A 16,204-nucleotide genomic window follows, 5' to 3' on the forward strand; every position below is an offset into this window, starting at 1 on the left:
CTCACACCTCGGTCGCGGTCCCGCAGATTCCGCACACCTCGAGCACGCGCCGCTTCCAGCGTGCGACGGGGATGAAGAAGACGCTGAGCTGCGTGTACTGCCGCATCCGCTCCCACTGGGTGGTGTTGTGGCAGCGGGGGCACGTCCGGGTGCTGCCGGCGCCGAGCGAGGACCGTTTCGTGCCGTATCCGAAGAGGAAGAACATCGGGCCAGACTAGAGGCCACCGAACACCCATGTGTGCGCACGTGCGCACACATGGGTATGGTCGTCGGCATGGGTGTTCTGCAGGTTCGATCCGAGTCCGTTCTCGCGGTCCCGGCGTTTCGCAGGCTCTTCACCGCACAGGTGGTGGCACTGGTCGGCACCGGTCTGCTCACCGTGGCGCTGGGACTTCTTGCCTACGACATCGCCGGTAGTTCCGCCGGCGCTGTCCTCGGTACGGCGCTGGCCGTCAAGATGGTCGCCTACGTCGGGGTGGCTCCGGTCATGTCCGTGCTCACCGGCCGTCTGCCACGCACGACCGTGCTGGTGTCCGCGGACGTCGTACGGATCGTGATCGCGGTACTGCTGCCGTTCGTGACGCAGGTGTGGCAGGTGTACGTGCTCGTGTTCGTCCTGCAGGCGGCCTCGGCCACCTTCACGCCGACCTTCCAGGCCGTCGTTCCCGCGGTGATCTCCCGCGACGATCAGTACACCCGCGCGCTCTCGCTGTCCCGGCTCGCCTACGACCTCGAGTCGCTGGTGAGTCCGATGCTCGCCGCGGCGCTGCTCACCGTCGTGTCGTACCACTCGCTGTTCGTCGGCACAGCAGTAGGTTTCGCGCTGTCGGCCGTCCTCGTGGTGAACACCCGAATTCCGGATAGAGAGCCCCGGTCCGCTCCGGACGGGTCTCGGTCGTTCGGTGACCGACTCGTGGCCGGAGTGCGCCGCTTCGGCACTCGTCCGGCGCTCCGGGGGCTGCTCGCACTGAACCTCGTCGTCGCGGCCGGAACGGCGTTGGTGATCGTCAACAGCGTCGTCTACGTGCGCGACATCGTGGGTGGGCCGGCCAGCGCCCTGGCCGTGGCTCTCGGCGTCTTCGGCGGCGGGTCGATGATGGTGGCGTTCGCAGTTCCCCGCATTCTCACATTCGTCGACGACCGTCGGCTGATGCTCGCCGGTGGTGTGGTCGTCTCTCTCGGGACGACGGGTGCTGTCGCGCTCGCCGCCCTCCGTCCGAGTGGTGCCGCGGGCTGGGCGTCACTCGCCGTCGTCTGGGCCGTGGTGGGCGCTGGAACGTCGATGATCTCCACCCCGTCTGCTCGCGTGATCACCCGAGAATCCGACGACGGTGACCGGGACGAGCTCTTCACGGCGCAGTTCTCGCTGTCTCATGCGTGCTTCCTGCTCACCTATCCGGTGGCGGGCTGGGTGGGCGCCGAGGTGAGTCAGGTCGTCGCCGCGTCGATCATCGCCGTCCTCGCTACACTTGCCGCGCTGGGTGCCGGTCGGCTCTGGACTCCGGCATCGACGGTGGGCGCGCCACCGACCGAGTAGACGGAAGCGGCGATATGACGGCATCGGACGAGAAGCGGGCTCACGCGAGTCTCGACCATGCCGACCGCCCGGACCGCGCGCGTCTCGAGGCCGCCGGCGACACGTTCCGCATGCTGTCCGATCCCACTCGGCTGCACCTGCTCTGGACGCTGAGCCACGGCCCAGCCGACGTCACGGCACTCACGGAGGAGACCGGCGCGTCCCGCACCGCGGTGAGTCAGCATCTGGCGAAGCTGCGCTTCGTCGGCATGGTCGAGACCGAACGCAGCGGCCGCAACGTCATCTACCGACTCGCCGACGGCCACCTGGCCCGGCTGGTGCGAGAGGGTCTCAACTTCGCCGACCACACCGTGACCGGCGAGCCTCCGCATCACTGATCGGGTCTAGATCCACCCGTGGCGCCGGGCGATCGCGCATGCCTCGTGGCGATTGGCGGCGCCCAGTTTGGCCGCGGCGGCCGAGAGATAGTTGCGTGCCGTTCCCGGTGAGAGATGTGCGCGCTGGGCGATCTCGGCGATCGTGGCTCCGTCCGCGGCGAATTCGAGCACGTCCGACTCGCGCGGTGTCAGCGGCGAATCGCCCGCGCCGATGGCCTCGGCCGCCAGGCTCGGATCGACGTAGCGTCCGCCGCTCACCACCGTGCGCACCACCTCGGCGAGGGTCGCCGCGGACGTGGTCTTCGGGAGGAATCCGCCGACGCCGGCAGAGAGCGCCTTCTTGAGGTATCCGGGCCGGCCGTGGCTGGTGACGATGATCGACCGGCAGTCGGGAAGCAGCGCGGCGATGCGTTGGGCCGTCTCGATACCGTCGATCCCGCCGAGCTGCAGGTCGAGCACCGCGACGTCGGGGGTGGTCCGCGCGGCCTCGGTCACCGCCGCCTCGCCCGAGTCCGCATGTCCCACGACCTCGATGTCGTCCTCCAGATCGAGCATCGTGCCCAGGGCCACCCGGATGAGGTTCTCGTCGTCTGCCAGCAGTACCCGAATCATGGTGTGCCCTTCGTGGGGGATGTCGTCGTCGGTGCGAATTCGACAGCGAGGGTGAAGGTGTCGGCTCCGGCCTCGACGGTGAGGGAACCTCCGACCGCAGCCAGACGCTCACGGAGACCGGCGAGACCGGTGCCGTCGCCCGCACGTTCCGGCGACGTCGGCCGGTCGTTGACGATGCGGAGCCGGTCGTCACCGAACTCGATACGGCAGTAGGTGGCACGCGAGTGGCGCAGGATGTTCGTGACGCCTTCCCGCACCACCCACGCGGCCTGTTCGGCTACTGCGCCGGGGATGTCGGCGACCGTCCCCGTCAGCTCGGTCCGGATACCGGCGGCGGACAACAGGGACTGGGCGCCGCGGAGTTCCGCCGCGACGTCGACGGAACGGTAGCCGCGCACCAGCTCCCGAGCGTCGGTCATCGACTCCCGGGCGAGTACACGTACCTCGTCCATCTGCGCGGCAGCTCGGTCGTCTCCTCGCCGAGCCAGCGCGGCGGCGAGCTCGCTCTTGACCGCGATGGCGGACAGCGCGCGACCGACGACGTCGTGCAGGTCCCGGGAGAAGCGCAGTCGTTCCTCGGCGACCGACAGGGCGGCGGCGGCGTCGCGGGTGGTGGCCAGCTCGGTGACGATGCGCAGCAACCACATCGACAGGCGCACCGTGGTGGCCATGGCGACGATGCAGAAGGCCAGGAGTGTGATCTCGAGGGCGGTCGAGCCCGATGCGGCGGCGACCACCGGGGCGACCACCGCGGCGCCGAGAGACCAGCGCAGGTCCACCAGTGCCGCGATCGGTGTCGTCACCAGGATGGCCACCCACAGGAGGTTCGGTGCGGCGCCCACCACGACGAGCACGGCGGCCGCTGCGATCTGTACGCACAACGGTGCCCGGACGTCCGCACTCGAAGCGCCACCGAGTGCGGGAATACGGTGTAGGACAACGAGTGCAGACACCACGCACACCAGCGCGGCGGCGGTGGAGATCGCGTCACCCGCCTGCGCCGAGGCCGCCATCGAGGCCACCGCGACCGCGACGACGATGAACTGGAAGGACTGCCGGGTGTAGGTGCGGACCTTCTCGACGTCGCTGCTGCCCCGCCATCCGAGTGTCGGGTCGAGATGATCGCGCAGTCTCATGGTCTCCAGCCTTGCAGATCGGACGGTCGGTGGCGGGACGTCAGGAGCGCGGTTCCCAGCGGAAGTGGGTCCGGGCGATCAGGACGCTGCCCGCGATCCAGGCGAGCATGACGAGAGCCGGCTGACCAGCCTCCGCGAACGTCGACGCGAAGCCCACCGAGTCGGCGCCACCGGCGGCATCACCCACCGAGGTGGTGCCGAACCACCCGAGGTTCAGGAGATCGCTGACCGCGGCCATCGGTGTCAGAGCCACCACGTCGGCGAGGGACTCGGGTACCACGTCGCGCAGGAGTGACGATCCGAGCATCGCCAGCAGGATGACGGGCAGGCTGGTGATCTGTGCTGCTTCCGCGTTGCGGGTGAAGGCGGACGTGATGAGGGCCAGTGCGGCGAAGAGCGCCGCACCACCGACCAGTGCCGCCGCGATGAGCAGGACGTTGACGGGAGTGCCGCCGCCGAGGACCACCACGACCACGCCGACGATCACTCCGAGGAGGAGGGTCAGGAGGAACGACGGTACCGCGGGTCCGAGAAGGATCTGTGCGTCCGTGCTCTCCCCGGTGCGGAGACGTTTGAGCACCAACTCGTCTCGACGCGTCGCGTAGACCGACAGGAGGTTGTAGTAGACCAGGAACACCAGCAGGAACAGGGCGAAGATCTCCAGCGCGGCCGACACGCCGGCGTCGGTGAGCCCACCGTCTCGACCCGCGACGACCAGAAGCACGATCGGCAGGACGAGGGGCATGACCAGAGCGTTGAAGAGAAGGACGCGGTTGCGTCCGAGGAGCGTGAATTCCGCTCGGGACAGTGCGGTCATCGTACTCATGCCGTGATCACCTCGGGGTCGTCGAATGTGTCTGCGATGGAGAGGAACACGGTCTCGAGGGACGCGGCTCGCGCGTCGAGACCGTGCAGGGTGACGCCGCTGTCGCGGGCCCACACGAGCAGCTCGGTCAGCGTCTCCTGTACCGAGTTCGTCGTGATCGACACCGTGTCGCCCTTCCGGTCGACGTCGGCTCCCGGGAGTTGCGGCAGTGCGGTCCGCGGGTCCTTCAGCTCGATGCGCGCCGGGTGACCGGCGACCACGTCGTCGACCGTTCCGCTGCGAACGACGCTGCCGCGGTGCATGATCGCCAACCGATCGCACAGCGATTCCGCCTCGTCGAGATAGTGCGTGGTGAGCATGATGGTCACCCCGGAGTTCTTGAGCTCCTGAATGAGCTGCCACGTGTTGCGCCGACTCTCGGGATCGAGTCCGGTGGTCGGTTCGTCCAGGAACAGGACTCGCGGTCGGCTGATGATCGCGCAGGCGAGATCGAGACGACGCTGCTCGCCGCCCGACAGAAACTTCACTCGGGTGTCCGCACGGGCTTCGAGATCGACGCGCGCCAGGACGTCGTCGACAGGCAGTGGATCGCTGCACGTGCCGGCCCACATCCGCAGGCTCTCGGCCGCGGTCAGGTCCTGCGGTAGTCCACCCTTCTGCAGCATGATGCCCAGGGCGGGCCGGACCCTTCTCCGATCCGCCACGGGGTCGAGTCCCAGGATGCGGACCGTGCCCTCGCTGGGGCGCGACAGACCCTGGACGACTTCCAGAGTCGACGTCTTGCCGGCGCCGTTGGTGCCGAGCAGTCCGAACAGTTCGCCCTCCGCGATGTCGAGGTCGAGGTTGCGGACCGCGTCGTACGCTGTCTTGCCGGAGCCGTAGCGGCGGGTCATTCCCGATACCTCGATGACGGTCATGACGCTCGCCCCCAGTGCCGACGCCCGACGGCGACGCGGACGGCGAGGAACGCGGCGACGACGGCAGCCGCTGCCACGGTCGGCACCGAGACTCCGACGATCGCGATCAGCACCGCGATGAGGGCCACCGAGATGACGGCCACCACCAGTTCGCGGGCTGGGGTCGGCGCGGGTCCGATCTCCATGAGGTCGGTGAAGAGGTTTCCTTCGTCTGGTTGCTTCATGAGAACAATTCTTCGGATCGTGCGGCAGGACCGGCAGTGCCAGGATGCATCGGTCGAGATGACACCGTCACGGTCGAGCGATGACAAACGTCATGAACCGGACGCCCGAGTAGCGTGTCGACCATGAACGGATGGTTCGTCGTCGCGCTGCTCGGGGTGCTCGGTCTGGCGGCGATCGTTCTCGGCGGCGCCGACGATTCACCGGGACTCCAGTTTCTCGGTCTGATCCTCGTCGTCAGCGCGGTCGTGACGGCGGTTCGCCGTCGCCGTATCTCCTGATCGCACCCTCCCCTCGATTCTCGTCGCGAGTTCATGGTGGCACTTGTTGAACGTGTTCAACTTCGCTACGGTCGTTGTTGAACACGTTCAAGACGGGAGTCCGACAATGGTGCGAGACACGGCGACGCGGGAGCGGTTGGTGGAGGTGGCGCTTCGACTCTTCCGAGAGGACGGGTTCCAGGCGACCACGATGCGGCGCATCGCGACCGAGGCGGGCGTCTCGCTGGGCAATGCCTACTACTACTTCGCCGGCAAGGACGAGTTGGTCCACGAGCTGTATCTCGTCGTCCAACGCGAGCATCGGACCCGCGCGATACCCCTGCTCCGTGACGGCGCCTCGCTGGCGGACAACCTCTCGGCGGTGCTGCACGCCGGTCTCGACGTGATGCACCCTTACCGAAGCTTCGGCGGCTCGTTCCTCCAGTCGGCGCTTCCCCTGCAGTCGACCTCCAGTCCCTTCTCGCCCGAATCGTCCGCCGCGCGAGACATGGCCGTGGACCTCATGCGACTGACTCTGCAGAAGTCCAAGCAGCGCGGACCGGCATCGCTGGAGGCTCGTCTCCCCACGTTGCTGTGGGTCGCGTACCTGGGTGTGACCCTGCACTGGGTCACGGACGGATCCGACGACCAACGCCGCACCCGCGCGCTCGTCGACGGTCTCGTTCCCGTCGTCACGAAGACGATCAGCCTGTCCCGACTGCCGGTCGCGCGAGGACTGCTCGGCGACATCGTCGGGCTGGTGGACACCATGACATCCGAGAAGGGAAGCGGGCGATGACGAGAGACGTACGGACCGTCGTGATCTGTGGAGCGACGGGATACATCGGGCAGTACCTCGCGAGGGCGTATCGGGACCGGGGAATCGACGTGAGATCCGTGGGCCGCGGCGCCGTCAACGACGCGTCGTGGTCGGACCGTGACCGGTTGACCCGTGTCCTCGACGGAGCCGACATGGTGATCAATCTGGCGGGCCGTTCGGTGAGCTGCCGCTACACCAAGAGTACCGCCGACGTCATCTTCTCCTCGCGGGTGGAGACGACGGCCGCACTGGGCCAGGCCCTCTCGCGTGTGGACCGCGCTCCGGACGTGTGGTTCAACGCCAGCACCGGAACCATCTACCGCGATGCTCGTGACCGGCCGATGACGGAGCGGGACGGGGACGTGGGGACGGGTTTCTCCGTCGAGGTGGCCCGCGCGTGGGAGCGCGAACTGTTCGACGCGCCCACCGGCGTCCGCAAGATCGCTCTGCGCATGGCGATCGTCCTGGGTGCCGGTGGCGGCGCCGTCAACCCCCTCATCGATCTGGCGCGGCTCGGACTCGGCGGCCGGATGGGTGACGGCACACAGATGTTCAGCTGGATCCACGTCGCGGACGTGCTCCGGTCCATCGACCATCTGTACGCGCGCGAGGACATCGCGGGACCGGTGAACCTCGCGACACCGTTCGCCGTGGACAACGCCACCATGATGCGCGAGGTCCGACGTCACCTGGGACGGTCACGAGGTGTCGCGACCCCCGCATGGTTGCTGCACGCCGGCGCCGCTGTCATCCGCACCGAACCGGAACTGGTCCTGAAGAGTCGGTGGGTGGATCCCGAGGTGTTGCGGCGCAGTGATTTCGAGTTCGAGTATCCGCGCCTCGGTCCGGCGTTGGAGCAGATCGCTCGCCACACGTCCCGCGGTCTGCTGCCGGTCACCCTGGGCTGACGCGACGTCGTACGCGCCGTTTCCGCCGACGGTCCGCGGGTAGCCGACACCGACGCGATCCGTGCGACGAAGGAGCAGCGATGACGACCGTGACGGACCTACTGGCCACCCATCCCCTCGATGGTGATCGTGCACTGGTGGCGGCCTGTGTGGAGGCGTGTCTCGACTGTTCGACGGCGTGCACCGTCTGTGCCGACGCCTGCCTCGCCGAGGATTCCGTCGCGCGACTCAGGTCGTGCATTCGACTCGATCAGGACTGCGCCGACCTGTGTGCCGCGACCGCCCGGATCATCACGCGGAGCGGTGCCCGGTCCGAGACGGCACGCGCCGCGCTGATCGCCTGTGCGTCCGCGTGCGACGACTGTGCCGACGAGTGCGCCCGGCATGCGGGGATGCACGAGCACTGCGCCGCGTGTGCGGACGCATGTCGGCGATGCGCGCGGGCGTGCCGCGACCTGCTGGCCGCGCCGGGCACACCGATGTGAGGACGGCGTCCGCCGCACTCGCACGTACGGCGGGTGCGGCGGACGCGGTGTCGATCGAGTCACCGTCGATCAGCTCACTGCAAGAACAGTTTTGAGCCAGCCCTCCTCCCGACGGTCGAAACTTTCGTAGGCATCGACGGCCGTGACCGGTGTCTCGGTCTGCGTGATGAAGTTCAACGGATCGAACGACCCGCTCGCGACACGGTCGAGCAGCATCGGCACGTAGCGGCGGTGGTTGCAGTTCCCGGCCTGCACGGTGAGGTTGCGATTCAGGACGGTGCCGATGGGAAAGCCGTCGAAGGTGGGGGGATACACACCGAGGATGCCGATGGTGCCGGCCTTGGCCACGGCCTGGACGGCCCACCGCAGCGCCTGGCTGGGACCGTCACCCGGCCTCCAAAGGTCGCCGTTCGGCGCAGCATCCGGTGCAGCTTGCTGCACTTCGCTCGCGAACGTCTCGCGCTGCTGTCCGGCCTCATCCGCGGCGGGACCGCTCGACGGTGTCTGCGCATCGACACCGACGGCGTCGATCACCCGGTCGGCGCCGATCCCTCCGGTGAGATGGAGAACGGCCTCGACGGGATCCTCTGCGTTGAAGTCGATCGTCTCGGCATTCTGTCGCCGGGCCGCCTCGAGTCGGGAGGCGATGCCGTCGACGACCATCACTCGTCCCGCGCCCTGTTGCTTCGCCGATGCCGCTGCGAACTGTCCCACCACGCCGGCGCCGAACACCACCACGGTATCGCCGTCACGCACCTTGGCGAGTTCGGCACCGAACCACGCCGTCGGATAGATGTCCGAGACCAGGATGGCCTGATCGTCGCTCACTCCGTCCGGTATTGGCACCAGCGTGTTCGGCGCCCAGGGGACGCGCACCCGCTCCGCCTGGAGACCGTCGATCGAGCCCGTGGCCTCCGGACCGCCGAAGAAGCTCGTCCCCGCGAGCGGACCGCCGGGGTTCGCGTTGTCGCACTGCGCGGTGTAGCCGGCCCGGCAGTAGGAGCACCACCCGCACGACATCGTGGAACAGACCACTACGCGGTCTCCCACGGAGAAGCCGCGGACCGCCGAGCCCAGCTCTTCCACCACGCCGACGGCTTCGTGCCCCAGGACGGTGCCCGGTTTCATTCCTGGCATCGTTCCGCGCACCATGTGCAGATCGGTGCCGCAGATCGCGCTCGCGGTGACGCGCACGATCGCGTCGGTCGGATTCTGCAGGACCGGATCGTCGACGTCGTCGAGTCGGATGTCGCCGGTTCCGTGCCACACCACTGCCTTCATACGTGTCCTCTCGTCGTGCGTGTCGGCGCGTCAGCTGCCGCTGGTCGAGCTCGTCAGCTGGGCGAGGAACTCGTGGCACCGGTGTGCGCGCTGCGTGTCCTCGGCCATGACGTTCTCGAAGAACTCGGCGATGTCGTCGCGACCCGCGTTGCGTGCATCGCGGACGTACTGTCCGTAGTCGTGTCCGGCCTTGAGGGCGTGGTACTGCACCGACACGAGGTCGAACGTCACGTCGTCGAATCCGGTCTGTCCTGCAGGCATCGTCGTCTCCTTCATCCGTTTCGGTCACCTCCGGTGTTCGGTGACGCGGTCGGGCACGGGTACCGCGGTCGGACCGACCGAAACTCCCTGATCGAGGATCTGACGGCGTGTTTCGACGCGACGATCGCGGGAACACGGGCGCCGCAGCACCACCGTCGGGTGGGGCTCGGTTGTCCGGTGACCCGTGGAGGAACTCAGTGTCCGATCTTCAGCCGTTCTACGACGACGTCCAAGCTCACTACGACCTCTCGGACGAGTTCTTCAGGCTCTTCCTCGATCCGACGCAGACCTACAGCTGTGCGTACTTCGAGCGCGAGGACATGACACTCGAGGAAGCGCAGCTCGCGAAGATCGATCTGTCGCTGTCCAAGTGCGACCTCCGTCCGGGCATGCGTCTGCTCGACGTCGGCTGCGGGTGGGGCGCGACGCTTCGGCGAGCGGTGGAGAAGTACGACGTGAACGTCGTCGGTCTGACCCTGAGCAGGAACCAGTACGAGCACGTGTCGGCGATGCTGAACGGGCTCGACACGGGACGCACCACCGAGGTGCGGCTGCAGGGGTGGGAGGAGTTCGACGAGCCGGTCGATCGCATCGTCAGCATCGGCGCCTTCGAGCACTTCACCTCCCCCCGCTACGACGACTTCTTCGCCCGCGCCTACTCGATCCTGCCCGGGGACGGCCGGATGATGCTGCACACCATCGTGCAACTCGGCCGCGACATGTTCCGGCAGAAGTCGCGCGTGACGCGGGCGGACATGGACTTCGCCGACTTCATCGGCCGCGAGATCTTTCCCGGCGGCGAGCTCCCGATCCCGCAGGTGGTGATCGAGAAGGGCGAGCGAGCCGGCTTCCGCGTGGAGAAGGTCCAATCGCTGCAACAGCACTACGCTCGAACGCTCGATCTGTGGTCGGCCGCGCTGGAGGAGAGGAAGGACGAAGCCGTCGCCATCGCCGGCGAGGCGATGTACCAGACCTACATGCGGTACCTGCCCGGCTGCGCCGACTTCTTCCGGCGTGAACTGATCGACGTCCGCCAGTTCACGATGGTGAAGTAGACGCCGTCGCCTGGTCGGGGGCGTCGATCTCCGCGATCACGACGCCGATGTCGTCGGCGCTGTAGGGAAGTCCGAGGACATCCGTCAGAGCGGCAGCTGCCCGGCTCGCGACGAGATCGCCGGCCTCCTGGAGATCCGTGCCGTAGGCGGCGATCACCGTCACCAGACCGCCCGTGCACCGGTGACCCTCGGTGTAGAGCGAGATGTCGGCGGGCTCTGTGCCCGCCACCTCGGCGACGGCGCTGCGGACGGCGATACGTACGACGACGTCACTGACCCGAAGGGTGTCCGCGTCGACGTCCACTCCCTCGACGACGCCCTCGACGACGCCCTCGTCGGGGTAGCGGGCGTCGAGGGGCCACGTCCGGACCCCGACGGCTCGCACGCGTGAGAGGGCGGCGGCGCTGATGTCCACCCACCCGTGGACGGGCGCGTCGCGCAGCACGCTCGCGGCTCGACGGAGCGTCGAATCCGTCTGCGGCGGTGTCGAATCAGGCTGACCCGACGTCATCTCCACGTCTCCAATCGTGTCTCGAGTGTGGCGCGTGCACGCGTGAGGTGGCCGCGGACGGCACCGGGGGAGAGGGCCATGACCGTGCCGATCTCGGTGTGCTTCATGCCCTCGACCTCACGGAGCAACCAGCAGGCCCGCTGGCGATACGGTAGCTCAGCGAGGGCATCGTCCAAGGCGGACAGGAAGTCGGCGTCGGACACGGTGCGCGACGGGTCGTCCCTCGGGTCCTGGCTCGGCCTCTCGAACACCCAGTCCTCGACGGGCGCGATGCTGCGGCGCCGCCGATGATCCGTCACCTTGTGGGAGACGACGCTGAACAACCAGGTGCGCAGCGACGAGTCGGAACGGAAGTGGCGCAGTCCGCGCCAGGCGTCGACCAACGCGTCCTGGACGATGTCCTCGGCAGCGCCTCGGTCGGACAGGAGGTGGGTTGCGTAGCGCAGCATGTCCGGTCCGAGTCGGCGCACGATCTCCTCGAACGCGCGTCGGTCGCCCATGCCCGCGGCGGCGGCGAGGGCGCGATCGCCGAGCTCGCGGTGGTCGGCGGCGAACGTCGGACGAGTGGACGTGTCGCGGTCCGCCGACGGTGCTGCGATGGACGGGAGGCTGACATCACCGGCCACGTCGGGACTGCCGGGATCGGGCGCGATCGACGGACGACTGAGCACTGTTCCCCCGAACCGCCGTCGGAGTGACCCACCCCGAAGATTGATGAAGCAACTACTTCCCCCGACGTGACTGTTCCCGCGCAGGATCACGCGCAAACCGATGTGATGCGCATCACTTGATTTCCGACGTGCGTTTTCGTGGTGAGGACCCGACTCAATGACTGTGACGAGCCGTCACAGTCCAGAGAGAGGACCTGAAGTGAACGCCCCGCAGACTGCGACAGGAAACGCCGTGAGGACGTCCGTCGCATCGACCGTCGACCACAGTGACGACCGAACCGACCGCAGAGATCGCGGCCGCACAGTCGTCGCGGATGCCGTGGTCGCCACCGTCGCCGGCATCGCCGCACGAGAGGTACCGGGCCTCCACGCCCTGGAACCGGCCGGTTCTCGTGCGCTGGACGTACTCCGGTCCGCAGTGGGCGTCGACGGGGCGAGGCACACACAGGGGGTGTCGGTCGAGGTGGACGACCGCACCGCAGTCGTCTCGCTCGATCTGGTGGCGGACTACGGAATATCCATCGCCGACGTCGCAGCGGACGTCCGCCGCAACGTCTCCAGTGCGGTGACGGCACTGACCGGACTCACCTGCAGCCGTGTCGACGTCGTCGTGCACGACGTGCAGGTCGGTGGCCACCGCACGGCCGCCTGACCACAGTCTCGTCCGACCACACACACCGACTCGCGCTCCGCGGGCCGGTCGAAGAAGGGAACCATGATGACCACGATCGAGAAATGCACCGACGAGGTGCGCGCATGAGCGCCCGTCGGAGCCTGTCCAGCCGACTCTTCGAGGGCCTGGGCCGCGTGACGTGGGGCTACGCCAAGCGCAAGATCGACGAGCGCCGCACCCGACGAGGAGGACGACGATGACCAAGTTCACCGTCTACATCGCCGAGGCCATCGGCACCGCCGTTCTCGTGATCGGAGGTGTGGGCACCGCCGTCCTGGCGGGCGACGACGTCGGCACCACCGGAATCGCGCTCGCCTTCGGCCTGACACTGCTCGCGATGGTGTTCGTGCTCGGACCCGTGTCAGGTTGCCACATCAACCCGGCGGTCACGCTCGCGTTCCTCGTCACGGGCCGCATGACGGCCGCCCGCGCCGCCGGATACGCCGCCGCACAGGTGATCGGCGGACTCGTCGGCGCCCTGGTGGTCTACGCCATGGCGACGGGTCGACCCGGATACGACCGGACGGTCGACGGTCTCGGCGCCAACGGATACGGCGACGCCTCGGCAGGAAACTACTCGCTTCTCGCCGTTGCGATCGTGGAAATCGTGGCAACGGCAGTTCTCGTGCTGGTCGTACTCGGCGTGACAGGGCCGCATTCCGTTGCGGCAGCCGGGGTTCCGATCGGACTGACGCTCGCGTTCGTGCATCTGCTCGCCATCGGGGTCGACTCGACGTCGGTCAACCCGGCGCGCTCCATCGGGCCTGCGCTGATCGCCGGCGGAAGCGCACTCTCGCAACTGTGGGTGTTCCTGGTCTTCCCGTTGATCGGTGGTGTGGTCGGTGCACTCGCCTACAAGGCCGTGCGGCCCGCCGAGGCGGTCGCCGCGCACTGACTCTCGTGTGCGACGAGCCCGTTGCTCGCCGGGTGCACCCGGGGCATGATGCGACGGTCGGTCGTGGGGGCCGTCGCACATGGGGGTGGGTCATGAACACGGTTCGTCGTACGCCAGGTCTGCGCGCGATCTTGGACGACTATCGACGCTGGCGCGCGATCGGGCCGGGCGGGCTCCCCGACAATCCGGTCGGCTGGGTGGTCATGACCGCTCTACGCCCCCTCTGTCGAGAGACCATTCGACTGCGCGACAACGATATCCGGGCCGCCGTCGGTGCGCTCGAGTTGCCGGACCGCGGCAGTCGACCCGTCATGGCACCGTTCCCGATCCCGCACCGGCAGGTGGTGTCCGACGGCGATCCCGTCAGTGTCCGGTCGTTGCAGGATCACCTGACGATCCTGAGCTCCACCGACGGATGCCACAGCGCGCGTAGCCATCTGGAACGTCGAGGCGACGCGCTCCACGTCGATCACCCGCGCAGCGCCGCCGCTCGGCGTGCTCGCGGAGAGATCGCCCACGTGCACGACGCGCAGGGGTCGATGCACGTGGTCGCCGATCCGCGGGACGTCGCCGAGATCGTCTCGCGTGGCTGGGGAGAGCGGCATCCGCTGGCCGGGCGTTCCCTCGTGGGACTGCCGGACAGCTATCTCTACCTCTACGCACCTCGGAACGAGGCAGAGCAGCAGCATCTGCGGCGCATCGTGGACCGGGCGATCGTCTCTGCTGGAACGTGATCGGTTCGCGGGGTCACGGGCCGTGCGGTGTCCAGACTTCGACGACACCGGCGCTCGTCGGCGGCACGCGCACCTAGTCTGAGCGCCATGAGATTCGACGAGTATCGGGCCCACGACGCGACCGGGCTCGCCCAGCTGGTCGCGTCCGGCGACGTGACGGCCGCGGAGTTGGTCGAGGTCGCGATCGCGCGAGCGCGCGAGGTGGATCCCACCCTGAACGCCCTCGTGCAGTGGCAGGAGGATGCCGCGCGAGTGCGGGCCGCGGGCGCCTTGTCCGGTCCGATGGCGGGAGTGCCGTTCCTGCTCAAGGATCTCTTCCAGGCTCAGGCCGGGATCGTCGAGACGTCGGGGTCACGCTCGGGGGCGTCGTCCAGGCCCCGGGTCACGGACACCGTGGTGCAACGGTGGCTCGACGCCGGGGTCATCGTCTTGGGACGCACGGCCGTACCCGAATTCGGCGCCAAGGGAGTCACCGAGCCGCAGGCGCACGGTGCGACCCGCAACCCGTGGGATCCCGCTCGCACACCGGGTGGCTCCTCCGGTGGTTCGGCCGCCGCGGTGGCGTCGGGCATCGTGCCCGTCGCCGGCGCCAGTGACGGCGGCGGCTCCATCCGCATCCCCGCGGCGTACTGCGGCCTGTTCGGACTCAAGCCTGGCCGGGCAGTCGTCCCTGCCGGGCCCCGCGCCGGGGAGATGCTCTTCGGGAGCGCCGTCACCGGTGTGCTCACCCGCTCCGTGCGCGACTCGGCCGCGTTCCTCGACATCGTGCGCGGCGCGGACGACGACGCGCCCTTCGAGTTCGCGGCCCCGTCGACGCCCCATGTGGAGGCACTCGGCCGGCCGGGTCCTCGGCTTCGGATCGGGGTCGCGGCGCGATCGGCGCTGAACGACGCACCCCACCCGGACGTCCTCGCCGCGCTCGACCGCGCCCGCGACCTGCTCGTCGAACTGGGCCACACCGTCGAGGAGGTCGCCTCGCCGTTCGACGAGGAGCAGCTGGCCAGAGACTTCCTCGTGCCGTGGTTCGTCCACCTCGCCGCCGAGGTGTCGTCCGCGTCGGCCACGGCGCGGCCCACCACGACGGAGTTCGAACTCGACACGCTGGTCCTCGCCGAGATCGGGCGCGCCACGAGAGCGGTGGATCACGATGCGGCGCTGGCACGCTGGCAGGACCACGTCCGCGCCATCGCTGCATTCCACCGCCGCTTCGATCTGCTCATGACACCCACGACGGCGGGTCCCGCGCCGCTGATCGGCGCCTTCGACACCCCGTTCGTCGAGAGGGTGGGCGCCCGGCTCGCGCTCGCGCTGCGACTCGGACCGATTCTCGGACGGCTCGGCGCGGTGCAGGACGCGGTGATGCGCAGCCTGTCCGCTGTCCCGTACACGCAATCGGCCAATCTGACCGGGCGGCCGGCGATGAGTGTTCCGCTCTCGGCGACAGTCGACGGTCTGCCAGTCGGCGTGCACTTCCTGGCGCCACCGGGTGGGGAGACTCGGCTGCTGGTGCTCGCCGCGGAGCTCGAGGTGGCGCGGCCGTGGTTCGACAGGATCCCCGCGGACGTGGTCAGTGAGCGAGTCGGATGACGCCGTCGACGATCTCCACCTGCGCGGTGGTGAGCGGTACGGCGCGTCCGACGGCGGCCACCACTGCGGAGTAGGGCGGGAAACCGAAGATCACTCCCTTGGGCCCGGACACCATGGACCCGTCGGTCACGTCGAATTCCGCCCTGTGCCAGGGGCACTGGAGGCAGCCGTTCTCGGTCACCCGCCCGCGCCCGAGCTTGGCGAGTTGGTGTCGGCACGTGTTCCCGACGGCGAACGGTGTCCCGTCGGGCCGGATGCCGACCGCGAGCACCCCGTGGTCGTCGGTGCGCACCTCGGCCACGCCCCTCTCGTCCAGATCGGCGACACGCACGAGGTCTCGCCCGCGTGCCCGGATCGGCTGATCGTGGAGCACGGGTGGGAGCACGCTGCGCGGTCGCGGGGCGGGGGCGCGGTCGTCGGCCATGGGCGGGGGTTA

At 68.6% G+C, this 16,204-nt stretch carries 22 protein-coding genes; 11 read left to right on the forward strand and 11 right to left on the reverse strand.

The genetic code is table 11. From position 1 onward, the window contains the following. Position 1: 1 nt before the first annotated feature. Entirely contained in the window at positions 2 to 205 is a 204-nt protein-coding gene (locus HQ308_RS18450) for a zinc-ribbon domain-containing protein (RefSeq protein ID WP_027505576.1), read from the reverse strand. 69 nt (positions 206 to 274) lie between these two features. On the opposite strand from HQ308_RS18450, the gene HQ308_RS18455 reads away from it, so the two are divergent. Further along, positions 275 to 1,537 (forward strand): MFS transporter, encoded by a 1,263-nt coding sequence (locus HQ308_RS18455; RefSeq protein WP_222647459.1) that lies wholly within the window; start codon positions 275 to 277, stop codon positions 1,535 to 1,537. Between the two features lie 14 nt (positions 1,538 to 1,551). Further along, positions 1,552 to 1,914, forward strand: a complete 363-nt coding sequence (locus tag HQ308_RS18460) for a metalloregulator ArsR/SmtB family transcription factor (RefSeq protein WP_027505578.1) — start codon at positions 1,552 to 1,554, stop codon at positions 1,912 to 1,914. 6 nt (positions 1,915 to 1,920) lie between these two features. Here the strand turns inward: HQ308_RS18460 and HQ308_RS18465 are convergent, their stop codons facing one another. From HQ308_RS18465 to HQ308_RS18485, 5 genes are read right to left on the reverse strand one after another with little or no spacing between them, the layout of a single operon-like run. After that, positions 1,921 to 2,526: a response regulator transcription factor gene (locus tag HQ308_RS18465; RefSeq protein WP_027505579.1), complete on the reverse strand. Its 606-nt coding sequence runs from the start codon at positions 2,524 to 2,526 to the stop codon at positions 1,921 to 1,923. Further along, entirely contained in the window at positions 2,523 to 3,662 is a 1,140-nt protein-coding gene (locus HQ308_RS18470) for a sensor histidine kinase (protein WP_222647460.1), read from the reverse strand. Before HQ308_RS18470 ends, HQ308_RS18465 begins: the two co-directional genes overlap by 4 nt. Positions 3,663 to 3,702: 40 nt before the next feature. Beyond that, the gene (locus tag HQ308_RS18475) at positions 3,703 to 4,488 is read right to left on the reverse strand and encodes an ABC transporter permease (RefSeq protein WP_027505580.1); all 786 of its coding nucleotides are present in this window, start codon (positions 4,486 to 4,488) and stop codon (positions 3,703 to 3,705) included. Further along, entirely contained in the window at positions 4,485 to 5,405 is a 921-nt protein-coding gene (locus tag HQ308_RS18480; RefSeq protein WP_222647461.1) for an ABC transporter ATP-binding protein, read from the reverse strand. The genes HQ308_RS18475 and HQ308_RS18480 overlap by 4 nt, the downstream gene beginning before the upstream one ends. After that, entirely contained in the window at positions 5,402 to 5,629 is a 228-nt protein-coding gene (locus tag HQ308_RS18485) for a hypothetical protein (protein WP_056448660.1), read from the reverse strand. The genes HQ308_RS18480 and HQ308_RS18485 overlap by 4 nt, the downstream gene beginning before the upstream one ends. 123 nt (positions 5,630 to 5,752) lie before the next feature. Between HQ308_RS18485 and HQ308_RS18490 the strand changes: the two genes are divergently transcribed. The 4 genes from HQ308_RS18490 (at position 5,753) to HQ308_RS18505 (ending at position 8,100) form a co-directional block, all read left to right on the forward strand. Beyond that, positions 5,753 to 5,908 (forward strand): hypothetical protein, encoded by a 156-nt coding sequence (locus HQ308_RS18490; protein ID WP_197027779.1) that lies wholly within the window; start codon positions 5,753 to 5,755, stop codon positions 5,906 to 5,908. Between the two features lie 106 nt (positions 5,909 to 6,014). Continuing rightward, positions 6,015 to 6,686: a TetR family transcriptional regulator gene (locus tag HQ308_RS18495; protein WP_222647462.1), complete on the forward strand. Its 672-nt coding sequence runs from the start codon at positions 6,015 to 6,017 to the stop codon at positions 6,684 to 6,686. Beyond that, positions 6,683 to 7,615 (forward strand): TIGR01777 family oxidoreductase, encoded by a 933-nt coding sequence (locus tag HQ308_RS18500; protein WP_222638495.1) that lies wholly within the window; start codon positions 6,683 to 6,685, stop codon positions 7,613 to 7,615. Before HQ308_RS18495 ends, HQ308_RS18500 begins: the two co-directional genes overlap by 4 nt. An 80-nt stretch (positions 7,616 to 7,695) precedes the next feature. Beyond that, on the forward strand, positions 7,696 to 8,100 hold the full coding sequence (locus tag HQ308_RS18505) for a four-helix bundle copper-binding protein (RefSeq protein ID WP_027505583.1): 405 nt from the start codon (positions 7,696 to 7,698) through the stop codon (positions 8,098 to 8,100). A 69-nt stretch (positions 8,101 to 8,169) separates the two neighbouring features. Here the strand turns inward: HQ308_RS18505 and HQ308_RS18510 are convergent, their stop codons facing one another. Together HQ308_RS18510 and HQ308_RS18515 are read right to left on the reverse strand one after the other, a co-directional pair. After that, positions 8,170 to 9,381, reverse strand: a complete 1,212-nt coding sequence (locus HQ308_RS18510; protein ID WP_222647463.1) for an alcohol dehydrogenase catalytic domain-containing protein — start codon at positions 9,379 to 9,381, stop codon at positions 8,170 to 8,172. A 30-nt stretch (positions 9,382 to 9,411) separates the two neighbouring features. Next, positions 9,412 to 9,642 carry an acyl carrier protein gene (locus HQ308_RS18515; RefSeq protein WP_222629984.1) on the reverse strand — a complete coding sequence of 77 codons (231 nt, stop codon included), beginning with the start codon at positions 9,640 to 9,642 and terminating at the stop codon, positions 9,412 to 9,414. Positions 9,643 to 9,839: 197 nt separating this feature from the next. On the opposite strand from HQ308_RS18515, the gene HQ308_RS18520 reads away from it, so the two are divergent. After that, entirely contained in the window at positions 9,840 to 10,697 is an 858-nt protein-coding gene (locus HQ308_RS18520; protein ID WP_222647464.1) for a cyclopropane mycolic acid synthase family methyltransferase, read from the forward strand. On the opposite strand, the gene HQ308_RS18525 is transcribed toward HQ308_RS18520, so the two are convergent. Together HQ308_RS18525 and HQ308_RS18530 are read right to left on the reverse strand one after the other, a co-directional pair. Further along, on the reverse strand, positions 10,681 to 11,214 hold the full coding sequence (locus HQ308_RS18525) for a hypothetical protein (protein ID WP_056448644.1): 534 nt from the start codon (positions 11,212 to 11,214) through the stop codon (positions 10,681 to 10,683). The two genes, HQ308_RS18520 and HQ308_RS18525, sit on opposite strands and share 17 nt — an antisense overlap. After that, entirely contained in the window at positions 11,205 to 11,879 is a 675-nt protein-coding gene (locus HQ308_RS18530; protein WP_231476307.1) for an RNA polymerase sigma factor, read from the reverse strand. Before HQ308_RS18530 ends, HQ308_RS18525 begins: the two co-directional genes overlap by 10 nt. 232 nt (positions 11,880 to 12,111) lie before the next feature. On the opposite strand from HQ308_RS18530, the gene HQ308_RS18535 reads away from it, so the two are divergent. From HQ308_RS18535 to HQ308_RS18550, 4 genes are all read left to right on the forward strand, one after another. Next, positions 12,112 to 12,531 carry an Asp23/Gls24 family envelope stress response protein gene (locus HQ308_RS18535; protein ID WP_222630003.1) on the forward strand — a complete coding sequence of 140 codons (420 nt, stop codon included), beginning with the start codon at positions 12,112 to 12,114 and terminating at the stop codon, positions 12,529 to 12,531. 217 nt (positions 12,532 to 12,748) lie between these two features. Next, a complete protein-coding gene (locus tag HQ308_RS18540; protein WP_037185699.1) occupies positions 12,749 to 13,447 on the forward strand; it encodes an aquaporin in 699 nt (232 codons plus the stop codon). A gap of 92 nt (positions 13,448 to 13,539) precedes the next feature. Then, the gene (locus HQ308_RS18545; RefSeq protein ID WP_222647465.1) at positions 13,540 to 14,181 is read left to right on the forward strand and encodes a luciferase family protein; all 642 of its coding nucleotides are present in this window, start codon (positions 13,540 to 13,542) and stop codon (positions 14,179 to 14,181) included. Positions 14,182 to 14,268: 87 nt separating this feature from the next. Then, positions 14,269 to 15,768, forward strand: coding sequence for an amidase (locus HQ308_RS18550; RefSeq protein WP_222647466.1), 1,500 nt, complete (start codon positions 14,269 to 14,271; stop codon positions 15,766 to 15,768). Here the strand turns inward: HQ308_RS18550 and HQ308_RS18555 are convergent. Next, on the reverse strand, positions 15,749 to 16,192 hold the full coding sequence (locus HQ308_RS18555) for a Rieske 2Fe-2S domain-containing protein (protein WP_222647467.1): 444 nt from the start codon (positions 16,190 to 16,192) through the stop codon (positions 15,749 to 15,751). The two genes, HQ308_RS18550 and HQ308_RS18555, sit on opposite strands and share 20 nt — an antisense overlap. Positions 16,193 to 16,204: the final 12 nt, after the last annotated feature.

The sequence above is a fragment of the Rhodococcus sp. BP-241 genome, assembly GCF_019836145.1.
Taxonomy (GTDB): Bacteria; Actinomycetota; Actinomycetes; order Mycobacteriales; family Mycobacteriaceae; genus Rhodococcoides.